Origin of the sequence: Streptomyces caniscabiei (assembly GCF_014930365.1) — a bacterium.
Lineage (GTDB): Bacteria > Actinomycetota > Actinomycetes > Streptomycetales > Streptomycetaceae > Streptomyces > Streptomyces caniscabiei.
In genome coordinates this window covers 508,658-523,077 of the sequence record NZ_JABXWI010000006.1, presented here as the reverse complement: position 1 = coordinate 523,077, position 14,420 = coordinate 508,658, and the positions used below count along the sequence as shown (strand labels likewise).

The following is a 14,420-nucleotide window of genomic DNA, read 5'->3' as shown; positions in this document are numbered from 1 at the left end:
AATCCTGTACGGCCACGTGTGCGGAGTTCGCGGCCGACCGCATCCTGAGATGCACCGAAGATCTTCCGGCCGGAAGGGGGGAATCCCGCACATGGTCCGGTGTGATCACGCGGTCCACGGCGGTTCGTAGGTCATTCGGGGGTCACCCGTTATCCGATTTTGACATGGCTGGTCATCTGATTGCACATGCCCGAATGGCAAGATGCCGTAATCACACGAGGTCGCCACACTCGAAGACGCGTGTTAATCGTCGACCTGTCGGCAACTCCACACCACCCCGCCGGAGGAACCCACCATGACCGCAAGCACCACCCGTCGTACGACCGGCCTGCGTTCCCGTACAGCCGCGGTCGGAGCGATCGCGGTCGCGGGCGCCCTGCTGCTCACCGGCTGCGGTGACCAGACCAAGAAGGAGGGCGGTTCCGAGAGCGCCTCCACCAGCGCGGCGCCGCTGGCGGACAAGCTCCCCGCGTCCGTCCGGGACAAGGGCGTCATCAACGTCGGTTCCGACATCGCCTACGCCCCGGTCGAGTACAAGGACGAGTCCGGCAAGGTCGTCGGCATCGACCTCGACATCGCCGCGGCGATGGGCAAGCAGCTCGGTGTGGACTTCAAGTTCCAGAACGCCACCTTCGACACCCTCATCGGTGGTCTGGCCGCCAAGCGGTACGACATCGCGATGTCGGCCATGACCGACACCAAGGACCGCCAGGAGGGCATCGACGCCGACACCGGCAAGAAGGTCGGCGCCGGCGTGGACTTCGTCGACTACTTCACCGCGGGTGTCTCGCTGTACACCAACAAGGGCGACGACCAGGGCATCAAGACCTGGGACGACCTGTGCGGCAAGACGATCGCCGTGCAGCGCAACACGTTCTCGCACGACCTCGCCAAGGACCAGGCGAAGAAGTGCAAGGACGACAAGAAGAAGGCGCTCAAGATCGAGGACTTCGCCACCAACCCCGAGGCCGAGACCCGGATGCGCTCCAAGGGCGCGGACGTCGTCTCCGCCGACTACCCGGTGGCCGCGTACTCGGTGAAGACCTCGGGCGGCGGCGACTACTTCCAGATCGTCGGCGACCAGGTCGAGGCCGGCCCCTACGGCATCGCCGTGGCGAAGGACAACACCGAGCTGCGGGACGCGCTCCAGGCCGCCGTCCAGGCGATCATCGACAGCGGCGAGTACGAGAAGATCATCAAGAAGTGGGGCGTCGAGGACGGCGCCGTCACCGAGGCCAAGGTCAACGGCGGCTCCTGATCGCGCGCTCCTGATTCTCGGTTCGGTTCTGAAAGGCTCCACCCGTGACTGTTGACGTCAGCAAGACGGACGGTCCCTCGGACACTCCCCCCGCCGGCCCGGAGGCCCTCAAGGCCATTCCGGTCCGGCACCCGGGGCGCTATGTGTCCGCGGCCATCGCACTCGCCCTCCTCGGTTCGATCGTCTACGCGTTCGCGCAGGCCAAGAAGATCAACTGGGGTGCGGTCCCCGACTACTTCTTCGACGACCGCATCATCGAAGGCGTCCTGAACACCCTGCTGCTCACCGTGCTGTCCATGGTGATCGGCATCGTCGGCGGCATCCTGCTCGCCGTGATGCGGCTGTCCAAGAACCCGGTGACCTCGTCGGTGGCGTGGTTCTACATCTGGTTCTTCCGCGGCACCCCGGTCCTGGTCCAGCTCTTCGTCTGGTTCAACCTGGGCCTGGTCTTCGAGTACATCAACCTCGGGCCGATCTACAAGGACTACTGGTCGTCCTTCATGACGCCGCTGCTGACGGCGCTGCTCGGCCTCGGTCTCAACGAGGCCGCGTACATGGCGGAGATCTGCCGCGCCGGTCTGCTCTCGGTCGACGAGGGCCAGACCGAGGCGTCGCACGCGCTCGGCATGAGCCACGCGAAAACGCTGCGGCGGATCGTGATCCCGCAGGCGATGCGCGTGATCGTGCCGCCCACGGGCAACGAGGTCATCAACATGCTGAAGACCACGTCGCTCGTCTCGACGGTGCAGTACGTGGACCTGCTCAAGGCGGCCCAGGACATCGGCCAGGGCTCCGGTTCCACGGTGGAGATGCTGTTCCTCGCCGCCGCCTGGTACCTGATCCTGACCAGCATCTTCAGCGTCGGGCAGTACTACCTGGAGAGGCACTACGCGAAGGGGTCCTCCCGGTCCCTGCCGCCGACACCGATGCAGCGTCTCAAGACGGCCGTGCTGCCGGTGCGCCGTAAGAAGGGAGTCGCGGCATGACCGCCATGGTGAAGGCCGAGGGCATCCACAAGTCGTTCGGCCCCGTCGAGGTCCTCAAGGGCATCGATCTGGAGGTGCAGACGGGCGAGGTGTTCTGCCTCATCGGTCCGTCCGGCTCCGGCAAGTCGACCTTCCTCCGGTGCATCAACCACCTCGAGAAGATCAACGCCGGGCGGCTGTACGTCGACGGCGAGCTGGTCGGCTACCGCCAGAAGGGCGACAAGCTGTACGAGCTCAAGGACAGCGAGGTCGCGCTCAAGCGGCGTGACATCGGCATGGTGTTCCAGCGCTTCAACCTGTTCCCGCACATGACGGCCGCGGAGAACGTCATGGAGGCGCCGGTCCAGGTCAAGGGCGTCAGCAGGGCCCAGGCCCGTGAGCGCGCCCACGAGCTGCTGGAGCGCGTCGGCCTCGGCGACAAGTCGGGCAACTACCCCTCGCAGCTCTCCGGCGGTCAGCAGCAGCGGGTGGCCATCGCCCGGGCCCTGGCCATGGAACCGAAGCTGATGCTCTTCGACGAGCCGACCTCGGCACTCGACCCGGAGCTGGTGGGCGACGTCCTCGACGTCATGCGCGACCTGGCCGAGTCCGGGATGACGATGGTCGTCGTCACCCACGAGATGGGCTTCGCCCGTGAGGTCGGCGACAGCCTGGTCTTCATGGACGGCGGTGTGGTGGTCGAGTCCGGCAACCCGCGTGACGTGCTGACGAACCCGCAGGAAGAGCGGACGCAGTCGTTCCTGTCCAAGGTCCTCTGACCGACCGGACACACGAGCGAACAGGGGCGGTACGGACATCCGTACCGCCCCTCACTCGTGTCACGGGACTCATGTCACGGGACTCGCACTCCCGCGCCCCGCGCCGCGGGACCCGTAGTCGGGCCCGGGGGCTACTTCACCGCCAGCACCATCGAGTCCGAGGGCGAGCACCACACCGCGCGGGCCTCGGCGAAGCCCTGCTCGCGCAGGACGCGGGCGTGCCAGTCGACGCTCTGGAAGTCGCCGTCGGCGTGCTCGCCGTAGATCTCGAAGCGGCGCGCGGTCGGCGCGGCGAGCACGGGGTCCTGGGCTGCGAGCTGCCACCATGCGGCCCAGTCGAGAGCACCGTCCGCCGTGGCTTGTTCCATACCCGCGTGCCGGTGCGCGCGCTCCGCCGCGTTGATCCGGGGCGTCGACTGGTCGATCATGTGGTCCGCGTTCATGAAGACACCGCCGTCGCGGAGGAGTTCCGCGACCTGACCGTAGAGGGCGGCGAGGGGTTCGCTGTGCAGCCAGTGCAGGGCTGTGGCCGTCAGGACGGCGTCGTACGAGTCGTGCGGCAGCCGGGCCGGCCAGTCGGGGCCGGTGAGGTCGGCGGTCACGAAGGTGACCCGCCGGTCGCCGTCGAAGGTGCCCTCGGCGATGGCGAGGAGGGCCGGGTCGAGGTCCACGCCGGTGCTGACGGCGTTCGGGAACCGCGCGAACAGCCTGGACGTGATGGAACCCGTACCGCAGGCGAGGTCGAGCACGCGGGGCTCGGGGCCGGTGAAGGCCTCGACCATGTCGAGCATCACCCGGAACCGCTCCTCACGGTCCGGCAGATACAGCTCCTGCTGCCGGTCCCAGCTCTCCTGCCAGGCGTGCCAGTCGGTTCCGGCCGTGGTGGTCATGAGGTCCCCTTCCTCGGTGTACCGCTTGTACCACTGCTTCCCGTCCACGCGTAATACCCTGTAAGCACGAGCAGTCATTACTTGACCCACACCACGACACTAGAACGCCCTCGTAAGGACTACAAGTGGAACTGGCCCATTACTCGGACTACGCCGTACGCCTCGTCAACACCGAGGAGCCGGCCCGGGGCAAGGACACGCTCACCTCGGTCGAGGCCGTTCGCGATCTCTTCGGGCCCAACCGGCAGGCGGCCCGGCGGGCGACGGACGCCGACGTCACCCGGTTCCGGTCGGTGCGGACCCGGCTGCGCTCGGTCTTCGAGGCGGCGAACGGCGGCGACGAGACCCTCGCCGTGGACCTGCTGAACTCGTTGCTGCTCGAATTCCCGGTGAGCCCGCAGATCTCGGGGCACGACTTCCGGGACGACGCCGGCAGCCCGCTGTGGCACATGCACCTGGCGGACCACCCGTCCAACGCGACGGCGGGCTATGCCGCCATCGCCGCGATGGGCCTGGCCTTCCACCTCACCGAGTACGGCGTGGACCGGCTCGGCCTGTGCGAGGCCGCGCCCTGCCGCAACGCCTACCTCGACACCTCCACCAACCGCTCCCGCCGCTACTGCTCGGACCGCTGCGCGACCCGCGCCAACGTGGCGGCCTACCGGGCCCGCAAACGCCTGGAGGCGGACCGGTCGCCGAACACGGGCCGGGCCGCCGAGAACGCCCAGCGGGCGAGCGCGAACGGCGAACGCTGACCCGCGGGCCTCGGCCGGTAGCGGAACCGCACCTTCCCCAGCACCAGTTCGTCGGGGACGACCCCGTAGTCCGTGCTGTCCCCGCCCGCGTACGCGTTGTCCCCGAGCACCCACCACCCGCCGTCGCGCCGCTCGGCGATCCGTTTGACGACGAGCAGGTCCTGCTGGAAGGGATGACGCAGCACGAGGACGTCTCCGACCCGCAGGCGTGCCCCGTAGTGGACGAGCAGCTGGTCGCCGTGGCGCAGCGTGGGAACCATGGAGGGCCCCGTGACCTCGGCCACTCCGAAGGGCAGGAGGGCCCTGCCCCGCTCGCTCTCCTGCGACAGTTCCGGCATCACCCGGCACCTCCCCGGTCCGTTCCTCTCCAGTGCTCCACCAGTCCCAGTCTGACCCCGGACTTTTGTCCTAAGCCCATGGGGGCACTCGCGAAAACCTCTCTCGTAGGGAGTAATGTCCCACCTGAGAAGACGATCACGAGGAAGGAATGCTCCATGCTTTCCCGCCTGTTTGCCCCCAAGGTCAAGGTCAGCGCCCACTGCGACCTGCCCTGCGGTGTGTACGACCCGGCCCAGGCCCGCATCGAGGCGGAGTCGGTGAAGGCCGTGCAGGAGAAGATGGCCGCCAACGACGACGCGCACTTCCAAGCTCGCGCGACCGTCATCAAGGAGCAGCGCGCCGAGCTCGCCAAGCACCATGTGTCGGTCCTCTGGAGCGACTACTTCAAGCCCCCGCACTTCGAGAAGTACCCGGAGCTGCACCAGCTGGTCAACGACACCCTCAAGGCCCTCTCGGCCGCCAAGGGCTCGACCGACCCGGCGACGGGCCAGAAGGCTCTGGACTACATCGCCCAGATCGACAAGATCTTCTGGGAGACCAAGAAGGCCTGATCTTTGATCACGCCATATGACCTGCGATTTCCTTGGTCGCCAGGTCAACCGGTCCGCACCCGGTCCGCATGTCGCCGACACGGCGTCCATGACGGCCCGGGTGCGGTCTTTTTTTCCGGCCGCAGGCTCTCCGCGCTTCTAGAGATCGAGCCCCCCGGCCTTGCGTCAAGGGCTGTGGAGGGCAGGGCAGTTGAACCTGCAAGCGGCTACGAAAGGTCAGGGCCGGCCTGTAGCATCCAGACGTGATGGACGCCACATCAGCACCGTTCCGCGAGTACGAGACCGGCTTGAGCGAGCAGCCCCTACGGCAGGGCGATGTACTGGAGTTCCTCCAGAAAGAGGAATTCCCGGTCGGCTGGCGCGACACGATTGCCATTGTTGTGACCGCGAACTGCGACTTGTCCTTCGGGAAACACTGGGGAACGGTCACCTATGTGCCGGCAATTCCGTTCGACGTCTACGTCCAGCAATTCATCATTCCGAAGATCCTCGCCACGGAATGCACAAGGACAGAGAAAGCACTGCACGGCCTGTTCGCCCAGGAAGTGGCAACCGATTCCGTGGAACGCGCCCTGGAGATGCTGCACCTCGGCTACCCGATGGAGCAAATTTCGGTACTGCTGCCCCCGGACAGCAAGGAGCACCCACGCTTCGAGACCGCACTCCAGACCTTCAAGCTTTACTGGACCGCCCAGGTCACTCTGAAGCAGTGCACTGACTCTTCGGAGTACTGGAATCACCTTGAGGTGCTCAGTACCGATCTCGACAAACTGCGCAAGCCCAGGACGAGCAGCAAGGAAACGCTCCGAAAGGAGATAAGAAGCAGACTCAGAAGCTTCCCCGGCGACACCCTCTACCTGTCCGAGCCCGGCCCCGGCCATTCAGGTGGCTACGTCGTGATGTTGCGCCTCATCCGCAGCATCGAGGACTCCTCGGTAGCCCTGCGTCCGGCCGATGAATACCACTCCCCCGGGGAACATCGAGCCCGACGTATCGCCCGTCTCAAGACCCTCTATTGTCACCGTGTCGTCCAGCAGATGGCTCAGGTTTTCACCGACATCGGCTTGCCTACCGACTACGAGGAAGCACGGGACTCCCACCTTGATGACTACGTTGAAAGTTGGGGCAAGTGACGTTGATCGTCTTTACAAGCAGCAGCCTTCCTGAATACATCGAGCACGGCCGTGTCGAAGGCTTCGAGTCAAATCCTGGACCAGGGCTGCTGGGAGACAACCTATTCCTCTCCGACACGATGGACTGCCGCTTCTTCGTACGCCGCGAGGACGATCAGGACAGTCGATTGATCCTGGTGAACAACTGGTGCTGGGAACTGATCACGGACGACAACTCCACGGAGACGGCCACCCGTTTCTTGGAACGCATCGACCGGGCATCTCGCGCAATGGCTCATCCGCCCGTCTCCCTTCCGCATCAGTGGAGCAAGTTCTCGTACGAAAATTTTCTGGCTTTCTTCGCACTACCCCGCAACATCAACCCTGACTCGCTGCGATGGGTCGCCGAAACTCTCCCAGGAGGACATGCGGCTTTCTGGTACCTCACCGACCGGAGCGATCCGAAACCCCTTCAGAGCTTCACCATCGACCATGCGCCCGTCAGCGATGCGATCTACGGTTACCGCCAGGTGTTGGAGGCGGCCGTCAAGGCGTTCAGTAGCGTCAAGGCGAAGCCCCAACTGCTGCAGCCCTCCATCGACCTGATGCGGGTGGGTGCGGGATCCGTTGCCCGTGAACGCTCGTACTCGGAGTGGCTTCCGCAACTGACGGACGCCCAGCGGGACATTCTCGACAACGCATTGGCCGACCCGTTGAAGATCCGGGGTGTCGCCGGCTCGGGCAAAACCCTCACCCTTCAGCTGAAGGCGCTGCACGAGCTGTACAAGTCCTCTCCGGCGGAGAGCAGCGCCCAGAGCCCGGCCACCGGCAGCGCAGCCCTGCCTCGGATCCTGTTCCTCACGCACAGTTGGTCCATGGCGGAGCAGGTCGAGGAAGCGTTCAGGCGGCTCGACGAGCGCGGGCTCTCCTCCAGGATCGACGTCATGCCGCTCCTCTACCTGAAGGAGTGGCTCCAAGGCCCCTTGTCGTCGGAGGTCGAGGTCCTCGGCGAGGACAGCCTGGACGGCAAGCAGCAGCAGATGCGCCTCATCAGCGAGGCTGTCGAGCACATCAAGTCCAGCATTTGGACGAGCTACAAGGCGAATGTCAGTGACTGGGTACAGCGGGGCGTCGACGCCGACCGGGACGACGCCGATCGACTCCGTCTGTGCTGGGCATTGCTGCGTGAATTCGCTGAGGTCTTCGACTCGCGTGAGATCAAGACCCTCCCCAATGCGCTGCAGAAATACATCGATCTCCCTCGCGAATCGTGGATGGTGCCACTCGAGACGAATGCGGACCGAGAACTTTCCTTCCGCGTCTACAAGTACTACGTCCGACAGCTGGTGGAGGAGGGCCTGGTCACCACCGACCAGGTGGTGGACGATCTGAGGAGGGATCTCGAGAAATACGAGTGGAATGCCGTCCGGGCCGGCCGTGGCTACGACATCGTCTTCGTCGATGAGTTTCATCTCTTCAGCGACCCCGAGCGCTACCTCCTGCATTTACTCACGCGCGAAGCGGAGAAGCCACCGCGCCTGGTCATGGCCATGGACCCGAGCCAGTCCGTTTTCTTGCTGCTCACCGGACTTGCCGAGACCGATATCAGCCGCACTACCAGCAGCATGATCCAGCGCGGGCAGACGAAGTCGATCGATTTGAAGACCACGCATCGATTCACCGAGCCCGTCTTCAATTTCCTGCGCTATTTGCACACCCAGATGCCGAACGTGGTAGAGCTCGGACACGACTGGGTGTACGACGCGATCCCCAACTCCGGTAAGACTGGCCGGGAGCTGCCCAGAGCACGATTCGTCAGCCGTCACCAGTTGGCCCAGACGGGCGTCGCAGAAGCTTTCGCCTTGCACGCCGCGAGCACTCAGGAACAGCGGGTGGCCCTCATCGGAATAGGGAACAGCGAGCTGGAGGAAATCAGAGAGGTCCTCAAGGAAAAGGGACACTCCACGGCCTCGTACGTCCTGATCGACGGAAGGGACGAGATCGAACGACTGCGCTACTCGCGGCGCGCCCTCATCGTGACGGCAGCCGAGTATGCAGCCGGCCTACAGTTTTCGCATGTCGTGGTGGTCGGGGGCACTAGCGGGAACCACGAGTACGGACATGGCATCAGCGCAATGCGGGCCCTGTACTCCCAGTTCTATCTGGCTGCGAGCCGCGCCGAGGAGCATCTGACCGTCGTCGCCCCACAGGAGCAAGGAGGCTTCGGCGAAGTACTGGGCAAGGCCGTCGATGCCGATGTAGCGGTTACCGGTTCCCCCACCGCACCCAATCTCCGGTCGTAGTGGAAAACAGGGGCAGTCCAGAGCGTACGTACTTCGTCAGGAAATCCGAATTCCGCAAAAATGGGGTAGCCCCGGCCTGCTCCCGTCCGCACCCGGTCCGTATACCGCCGTCTCGCACGACGGTGTGACGGGCCGGGTGCGGTCGTGTTCGGGGGCCTGTGCGGGCCGTTCGCCCGGCCGGCGTCAGGGGGTCGGGTCGGGGCCCGGCCAGATCGCCGACGCGTCGTCGCGGTCGGGGTCCGGGAGGCGGAGGGGGCGGACGGGGACCGGGGTGGGGCGGCCGTCGGTGGTGGCCGTCCAGGGGGCGGGGCGGCCGGAGTAGCAGAGGGCGGTCAGGACGAAGACGCCGTCCGCGTAGACCTCGACGTACTCGCCGACCGTCAGGATGCGCAGGGACGCGGGGGGTTCACCCAGGACCGTCTCCGCGAACGGGGCGCCGGCGAGGCCCGTGGCCTGGAGCTTCCTGCCGTCGCAGCTGACGGTGAGGGCCGGGCGGGCGGGGTCGGCGGTATCGGTGCGCAGGGCGATCTCGACGGGGCGGCCGGAGAGGGCGATGTCGCCGACCGCGTGGAGGGCCGGGGCGGTCGTCGGCTCGCCGAGCCAGGCGTCCAGGCCCGGCCACCAGGCCAGGTAAGGGGCCGAACCGTCCGGTACGACCAGGGACTTGGGCTGGGCGAGCATCCCCCGGCAGGTGTCACCGGCATCGGTGAGGCCGACCCGGCGCGGGGTCGTGTGCAGCACGACTCGGGCGCCGTCCGGGTCGGTGGTGACGCGGGGGGCGTACGCCCCGGTGGGGCCGAGCCCGCCGTGCCGGGTCCAGGGGCCACGCAGACGGGGGGCGGTCCATGCGTCGAAGCCGCGCGTCGCGCCGATCGAGCCCAGCAGGAGCCAGGTGCCGTCGTCGAGGCGCTCCAGGACGGGGCACTCCAGCTCGTCCACGTCGCCCGGGGACACCAGCGGCGGGTGGACGGTCCAGTGCTCCAGGTCCGGTGACGTGGCGAGGGCCACGCAACCGCTGACCTCCACGGGGAGCGAGGCGTCGCTCGCGCAGATCACCATGACCCAGCCGTCGCCCTCGTCGTCGGGGACGACGAACGGGTCGCGCCAGCCCATGCGGTCGCCGGTGCGGTACCAGCGGGCGTCGGCCTCGACGACCGGTCCGGTGCCGTGGCGCCGCCAGCCCGTGCCGTCCGTGCGGTCGGAACGGGCGAGGCCGACGGACTGGAGGGGCCAGCCCTCCGGAGTCAGCCCGCTCACCCCCGTGTAGAACATCGCGCTCCCCGTGCCGTGGCGGATGGGGTGCATCGTCCACACCGCCTGCTGGTCGAAGCGCCCGGGCAGACCGTTGCCGAAGGCGGTGCCCTCGGGCCGCCAGCCGACCAGGTCGACCGAGGTGGCCCGACCGTAGGAGGTCTCCATCCGCAGATGGTCGAACTCGGCGGTCCAGGGGCCCTGGAGATGCAGCACCGTGTAGGTGCCGTCGTCCTCGCGGAGCAGGGCGAAGTCGTTCACGCAGAGGCCGGGCGGGGCGTATCGCATGCGCAGCAGTCCTGTCGGCTCGTAGCGCCCAAACGCGTGCGCTGACCATGGTTCGGAGAGATATCGCTTGAGAATCAGCGCAAGTAAAACTGAACGCAAACGCTTGCGCAACAAGGAGGCCGGGTTTACGGTCACGTCACCCCCAGACACACACCGACGTGAACCCGACGGGAGAAATCCGCCGTGACGGTCAGCATCACCGATGTCGCCCGCGCCGCCGGCGTCTCGGCGTCCACCGTGTCCCGCGCGCTGCGGGGCCGGCCGGGCGTCTCTGACGAGGTGCGCACCCAGATCGCGGCCGTCGCCGCACAACTCGGCTACACCGCCTCCCGTTCGGCGTCCAGCCTGGCCAGCGGGCGCACGTACACGATCGGGGTCGTCGCCCCGTACATCGGCCGCTGGTTCTTCGGGACCGTGCTGGACGCGGCAGAGCAGGTGTTCAGCGCCGCCGGTTACGACGTACTGCTCTACAACCTGGGCTCGGCCGAGGCGCGCAAGCGGTTCTTCACCAAGCTGCCGGTGCGCAAGCGGGTCGACGCGGTGCTGTCGCTGCTCATCCCGGACGAGGACGAGTCCGCCGCGTTGCGCTCCCTCGGGGTGCCTCTGGCCTCCACGGTCGGGGGCGCGCGGCCCGGCTTCACGGTGGTCGGCATCGACGACCGGGCGGGCGCGGAGAGCGCCGTACGGCATCTGGTGAACCTCGGCCACCGCCGGATCGGCATGATCTCCGGGGCCAGCGGACCGCTGCACTGGACCACCCCCGTCGACCGTCGCACCGCCTATCTGCAGGTCCTCGCCGAGGCCGGGATCGAGCACGATCCGGCGCTGGTGGCGGACGGCGACTACACGGTGGACGGCGGCGAGCGGGCGATGACCGAACTGCTGGCCTCGTCCCGGCCGCCGACCGCCGTGTTCGCCCAGTCCGACGAGATGGCGATGGGCGCGTTGCGCGCGCTCAGACGGCATCGGCTCCGGGTGCCGGACGACGTGTCGGTGGTCGGCTTCGACGATCACGAACTCGCCGATGTGGTCGGGCTGACCACCGTCGCCCAGCCGGTCGCCGGTCAGGGCGCGGAGGCCGCCCGGCTGCTGCTGCGGCAACTGGACGAGCCGGACGCCGAACGGCCGCCCGGCCGGTTGGAGATGCCGATCCGGCTCGTCCTGCGCGAGACGACGGCACCACCGCGTCCGCGCGGTCCCCAGTGACGCCCCGGACGACCTGCACACCCCGCACGTCCCGGACGACCCGTACACCCCGCACGGCCCGTACACCCCACAGGGCCCACACGGCCCGTACACCCCACAGGGCCCACACGGCCCGCACGACCTGCACGCCCCATACGGCCCGCATGCCCCGTACCTCTCATGTCCCCGCCCGCCGAACGCCGTCGGGCCCGGCCGCCCAGCACCCGAGAGCCCCCCGCACCTCGCACCCTCATCTCGCACGGAGGCACACACCATGAATCCGACCATCGGCTCGACCAGCAGAAGGTTCCGCCGCGCCGCCCGTACGGGAGTGGCCCTGACCCTTCCCCTGGCGGTGCTGGCCGCCTGCGGCGGGGGCGGTGGGGGCGACACGTCCGCCGAGGCCGGCAGCGGCGAGGGGACGATCAGCATCTGGGCCCACCAGGGGCAGAAGAGCGAGTCGGAGGCGCTGCAGAACGCGGTGAAGTCGTTCAACTCCTCGCAGAAGAAGGTCAAGGTCGAACTGAAGCTGATACCGGAGACCGACTACACCAAGACGATCACCGCGACGGACGCGAGCGAACTGCCGGACGTCATGGAGTTCGACGGCCCGACGATGGCGAACTTCGTCTACAACAAGAAGCTCGCCCCGATCGACGACCACGTCTCCGCCAAGACACTCGCCAACGCGACCGACGCGAGCAAGGCGCAGGGCGAGATCGACGGAAAGCACTACGGCCTGGGCATGTTCGACTCCGGGCTCGGCATGTACGGCAGCAAGAAGCTGCTGGACGCGGCCGGTGTGACGTACCCGAAGGGCCTGGACGACGCCTGGACCGCGCAGGAGTTCGACGCCGCGCTCAAGGCGCTCAAGGCGAAGGACTCCGACGGCAAGGTCATCGACCTCCAGGAGGGCAACGGCTACGCCAACGAGTGGGGGACCTACGGATTCGCCCCGATCGTCTGGTCGGCCGGCGGCTCCCTGCTCAAGGACGGCAAGGCGGAGGGCGCCCTGGACACCCCTGCCGTCGTGTCGGCCATGAAGACCTTCCAGTCCTGGAAGGCCACGACGGACGCCAACACCGACGGCAACGCCTTCGCCAAGGGCCGGGTCGCCCTGAGCTGGGTCGGGCACTGGATGTACCCCGCCTACAGCGAGGCGCTCGGTGACGACCTGGTCGTGCTGCCGCTGCCCGACTTCGGCGACGGCCCGAAGACCGGCCAGGGCTCCTGGGCCTGGGGTGTCGGCGCGAACAGCAAGAACGCCAAGGCCGCGGGCACCTTCCTGGACTTCCTGCTCGACGACACCAACGTCGGCGCCATGACGAAGGCCAACGGCGCTCCGCCGGCCACCAAGTCCGCGCTCGCCGCGAGCCCCCTCTACAAGCAGGGCGGCCCGCTCCAGCTCTTCGCCGACCAGCTCGCCAAGCCCTGCGGCGACCGCGACATCAGCACGTCGTGCGTCGCCGTCACCCGGCCGGTGACCGCCGGATACCCCGTGGTGACCGCGAAGTTCAGCGAGGCCGTGAACTCGATCTACGGCGGCGCCGACCCCAAGGAGGCCCTGGCGAAGGCCGCCCGCGCGATCGACCGGGACTTCTCGGACAACGCCGGTTACGAGATCCCGTAGCGACGCGCCCGGTCGGCCGCATCGCACCCATCGGTCCAGTCGAACTCAACGGGTTCAGCCGAACCCATCGGCCGGGGCGGGCGCGCACGCCGTGTCCGTCCGCCCCTCCGGGAAGAGGACCCCTCCGTGAAAACCGTGGAACCCGCGCCCGCGGCGGCCCCAGGCCGGCAGCAGGCCGCATCCCCCGGCACACCGGCCCGGCGGCCGTCACGCCGCGACCGTGAATGGCTGTCCGGACTGCTCATGTCCGCCCCCGCCGTCGCCGGACTGATCGCCTTCGTCGGCATCCCCTTCTGCTACGCCGTCGTGCTCTCCTTCTACAACGTGCGCCTCGGCTCCCCGCTGGAACCCACCTTCTTCGGAGTCGAGCAGTACCGGCGGCTGTTCACCGACCCCGACCTCTCCGGCCCGTTCCTGCGGGCGCTGCTCAACAACCTGACCTTCGCCGTGGTCGTCGTCCCCCTCCAGACGGGCCTCGCGCTGGGCCTGGCGATCCTGCTCAACCGCAAGCTGAAGGCGATCGGGATCTTCCGGTCGGTGTTCTTCATGCCGGTCGTCTTCCCGATGGCCCTGGTCGCGGTGATCTGGCGGCTGATCCTCGCCCGCAGCGACCAGGGCATGCTCAACTCGGCTCTGGACGCGGTGAGTCTCGGCAACTGGGGCGCGTTCGACTGGCTCGGCGACGGCCTGACCGCCATGGCGTCGATCATCGTCCTCTCCGTCTGGCAGGGCGTGGGGTTCCAGATGGTCATCCTGCTCGCCGGGCTCCAGCAGATACCGGGCGAGCTCTACGAGGCCGCCCAGCTCGACCGGGCGTCGCGGTGGCAGCAGTTCCGGCACGTCACCCTGCCCGGCATCCGCTCCACGCTCGTCTTCGTCGTGATGCTCACCTCGGTGCTGTCCTTCCGCGTCTTCGACCAGGTGTACGTCCTGGTGAAGGGCGGCGGGCTCGACGAGGACGCGGCCCGCACGGTGATGTACCAGGCCGTCACCACCGCCTTCGACCAGAACAACATCGGCCAGGCGTCCGCGATCACCGTCGTGTTCTTCCTGATCGTCGTCGCCCTGACCCTGATCCAGCGCCGCGTCGTCCGGCCCGACAACGAGGACTGAC

The 14,420-nt window shown here is 67.5% G+C and carries 13 protein-coding genes; 10 read left to right on the top strand and 3 right to left on the bottom strand.

Features of this window, described 5'->3' with window-relative positions:
- The first annotated feature begins 295 nt into the window (after positions 1–295).
- Genes HW837_RS19845 through HW837_RS19835 form a run of 3 tightly spaced genes read left to right on the top strand, consistent with a single transcriptional unit; the run spans position 296 to position 3,002 of the window.
- Complete coding sequence (locus HW837_RS19845) at positions 296–1,258, top strand: ABC transporter substrate-binding protein (protein WP_045558993.1); 963 nt, start codon at positions 296–298, stop codon at positions 1,256–1,258.
- A 44-nt stretch (positions 1,259–1,302) separates the two neighbouring features.
- Positions 1,303–2,244 carry an amino acid ABC transporter permease gene (locus HW837_RS19840; protein WP_045558994.1) on the top strand — a complete coding sequence of 314 codons (942 nt, stop codon included), beginning with the start codon at positions 1,303–1,305 and terminating at the stop codon, positions 2,242–2,244.
- Positions 2,241–3,002 (top strand): amino acid ABC transporter ATP-binding protein, encoded by a 762-nt coding sequence (locus tag HW837_RS19835; RefSeq protein ID WP_045558995.1) that lies wholly within the window; start codon positions 2,241–2,243, stop codon positions 3,000–3,002. Before HW837_RS19840 ends, HW837_RS19835 begins: the two co-directional genes overlap by 4 nt.
- Before the next feature lie 131 nt (positions 3,003–3,133).
- On the opposite strand, the gene HW837_RS19830 is transcribed toward HW837_RS19835, so the two are convergent.
- Complete coding sequence (locus HW837_RS19830; protein ID WP_093790706.1) at positions 3,134–3,892, bottom strand: class I SAM-dependent methyltransferase; 759 nt, start codon at positions 3,890–3,892, stop codon at positions 3,134–3,136.
- Between the two features lie 125 nt (positions 3,893–4,017).
- Here HW837_RS19830 and HW837_RS19825 point away from each other — a divergent pair, with 125 nt between their 5' ends.
- Positions 4,018–4,647, top strand: a complete 630-nt coding sequence (locus HW837_RS19825) for a CGNR zinc finger domain-containing protein (RefSeq protein ID WP_045558996.1) — start codon at positions 4,018–4,020, stop codon at positions 4,645–4,647.
- On the opposite strand, the gene sodX is transcribed toward HW837_RS19825, so the two are convergent.
- Positions 4,551–4,985 (bottom strand): nickel-type superoxide dismutase maturation protease, encoded by a 435-nt coding sequence (gene sodX / locus HW837_RS19820; protein ID WP_045558997.1) that lies wholly within the window; start codon positions 4,983–4,985, stop codon positions 4,551–4,553. The genes HW837_RS19825 and sodX overlap by 97 nt on opposite strands.
- A 156-nt stretch (positions 4,986–5,141) precedes the next feature.
- Here sodX and sodN point away from each other — a divergent pair, with 156 nt between their 5' ends.
- The 3 genes from sodN to HW837_RS19805 all read left to right on the top strand — a co-directional run bounded on the left by sodN (position 5,142) and on the right by HW837_RS19805 (position 8,952).
- Positions 5,142–5,537, top strand: coding sequence for a superoxide dismutase, Ni (gene sodN, locus HW837_RS19815; protein ID WP_045558998.1), 396 nt, complete (start codon positions 5,142–5,144; stop codon positions 5,535–5,537).
- Positions 5,538–5,779: 242 nt separating this feature from the next.
- Positions 5,780–6,670, top strand: a complete 891-nt coding sequence (locus HW837_RS19810) for a hypothetical protein (RefSeq protein WP_193382676.1) — start codon at positions 5,780–5,782, stop codon at positions 6,668–6,670.
- Positions 6,667–8,952: a UvrD-helicase domain-containing protein gene (locus HW837_RS19805; protein WP_193382677.1), complete on the top strand. Its 2,286-nt coding sequence runs from the start codon at positions 6,667–6,669 to the stop codon at positions 8,950–8,952. The genes HW837_RS19810 and HW837_RS19805 overlap by 4 nt, the downstream gene beginning before the upstream one ends.
- Positions 8,953–9,135: 183 nt before the next feature.
- Here HW837_RS19805 and HW837_RS19800 read toward each other — a convergent pair whose 3' ends face one another.
- On the bottom strand, positions 9,136–10,491 hold the full coding sequence (locus HW837_RS19800; protein ID WP_193382678.1) for a glycoside hydrolase family protein: 1,356 nt from the start codon (positions 10,489–10,491) through the stop codon (positions 9,136–9,138).
- Positions 10,492–10,674: 183 nt separating this feature from the next.
- On the opposite strand from HW837_RS19800, the gene HW837_RS19795 reads away from it, so the two are divergent.
- The 3 genes from HW837_RS19795 (at position 10,675) to HW837_RS19785 (ending at position 14,419) form a co-directional block, all read left to right on the top strand.
- On the top strand, positions 10,675–11,697 hold the full coding sequence (locus HW837_RS19795) for a LacI family DNA-binding transcriptional regulator (protein ID WP_045559002.1): 1,023 nt from the start codon (positions 10,675–10,677) through the stop codon (positions 11,695–11,697).
- 253 nt (positions 11,698–11,950) lie between these two features.
- The gene (locus tag HW837_RS19790) at positions 11,951–13,306 is read left to right on the top strand and encodes an ABC transporter substrate-binding protein (protein WP_193382679.1); all 1,356 of its coding nucleotides are present in this window, start codon (positions 11,951–11,953) and stop codon (positions 13,304–13,306) included.
- A gap of 126 nt (positions 13,307–13,432) precedes the next feature.
- A complete protein-coding gene (locus HW837_RS19785; protein ID WP_192366078.1) occupies positions 13,433–14,419 on the top strand; it encodes a carbohydrate ABC transporter permease in 987 nt (328 codons plus the stop codon).
- Position 14,420: the final 1 nt, after the last annotated feature.

Excerpts from the sequence above, each read along its gene's own strand:
- HW837_RS19845 (WP_045558993.1), top strand. The coding sequence starts at position 296 with ATGACCGCAAGCACCACCCGTCGTACGACCGGCCTGCGTTCCCGTACA.
- HW837_RS19800 (WP_193382678.1), bottom strand. The coding sequence starts at position 10,491 with ATGCGATACGCCCCGCCCGGCCTCTGCGTGAACGACTTCGCCCTGCTC.
- sodN (WP_045558998.1), top strand. The coding sequence starts at position 5,142 with ATGCTTTCCCGCCTGTTTGCCCCCAAGGTCAAGGTCAGCGCCCACTGC.
- HW837_RS19835 (WP_045558995.1), top strand. The coding sequence starts at position 2,241 with ATGACCGCCATGGTGAAGGCCGAGGGCATCCACAAGTCGTTCGGCCCC.
- HW837_RS19830 (WP_093790706.1), bottom strand. The coding sequence starts at position 3,892 with ATGACCACCACGGCCGGAACCGACTGGCACGCCTGGCAGGAGAGCTGG.
- sodX (WP_045558997.1), bottom strand. The coding sequence starts at position 4,985 with ATGCCGGAACTGTCGCAGGAGAGCGAGCGGGGCAGGGCCCTCCTGCCC.
- HW837_RS19790 (WP_193382679.1), top strand. The coding sequence starts at position 11,951 with ATGAATCCGACCATCGGCTCGACCAGCAGAAGGTTCCGCCGCGCCGCC.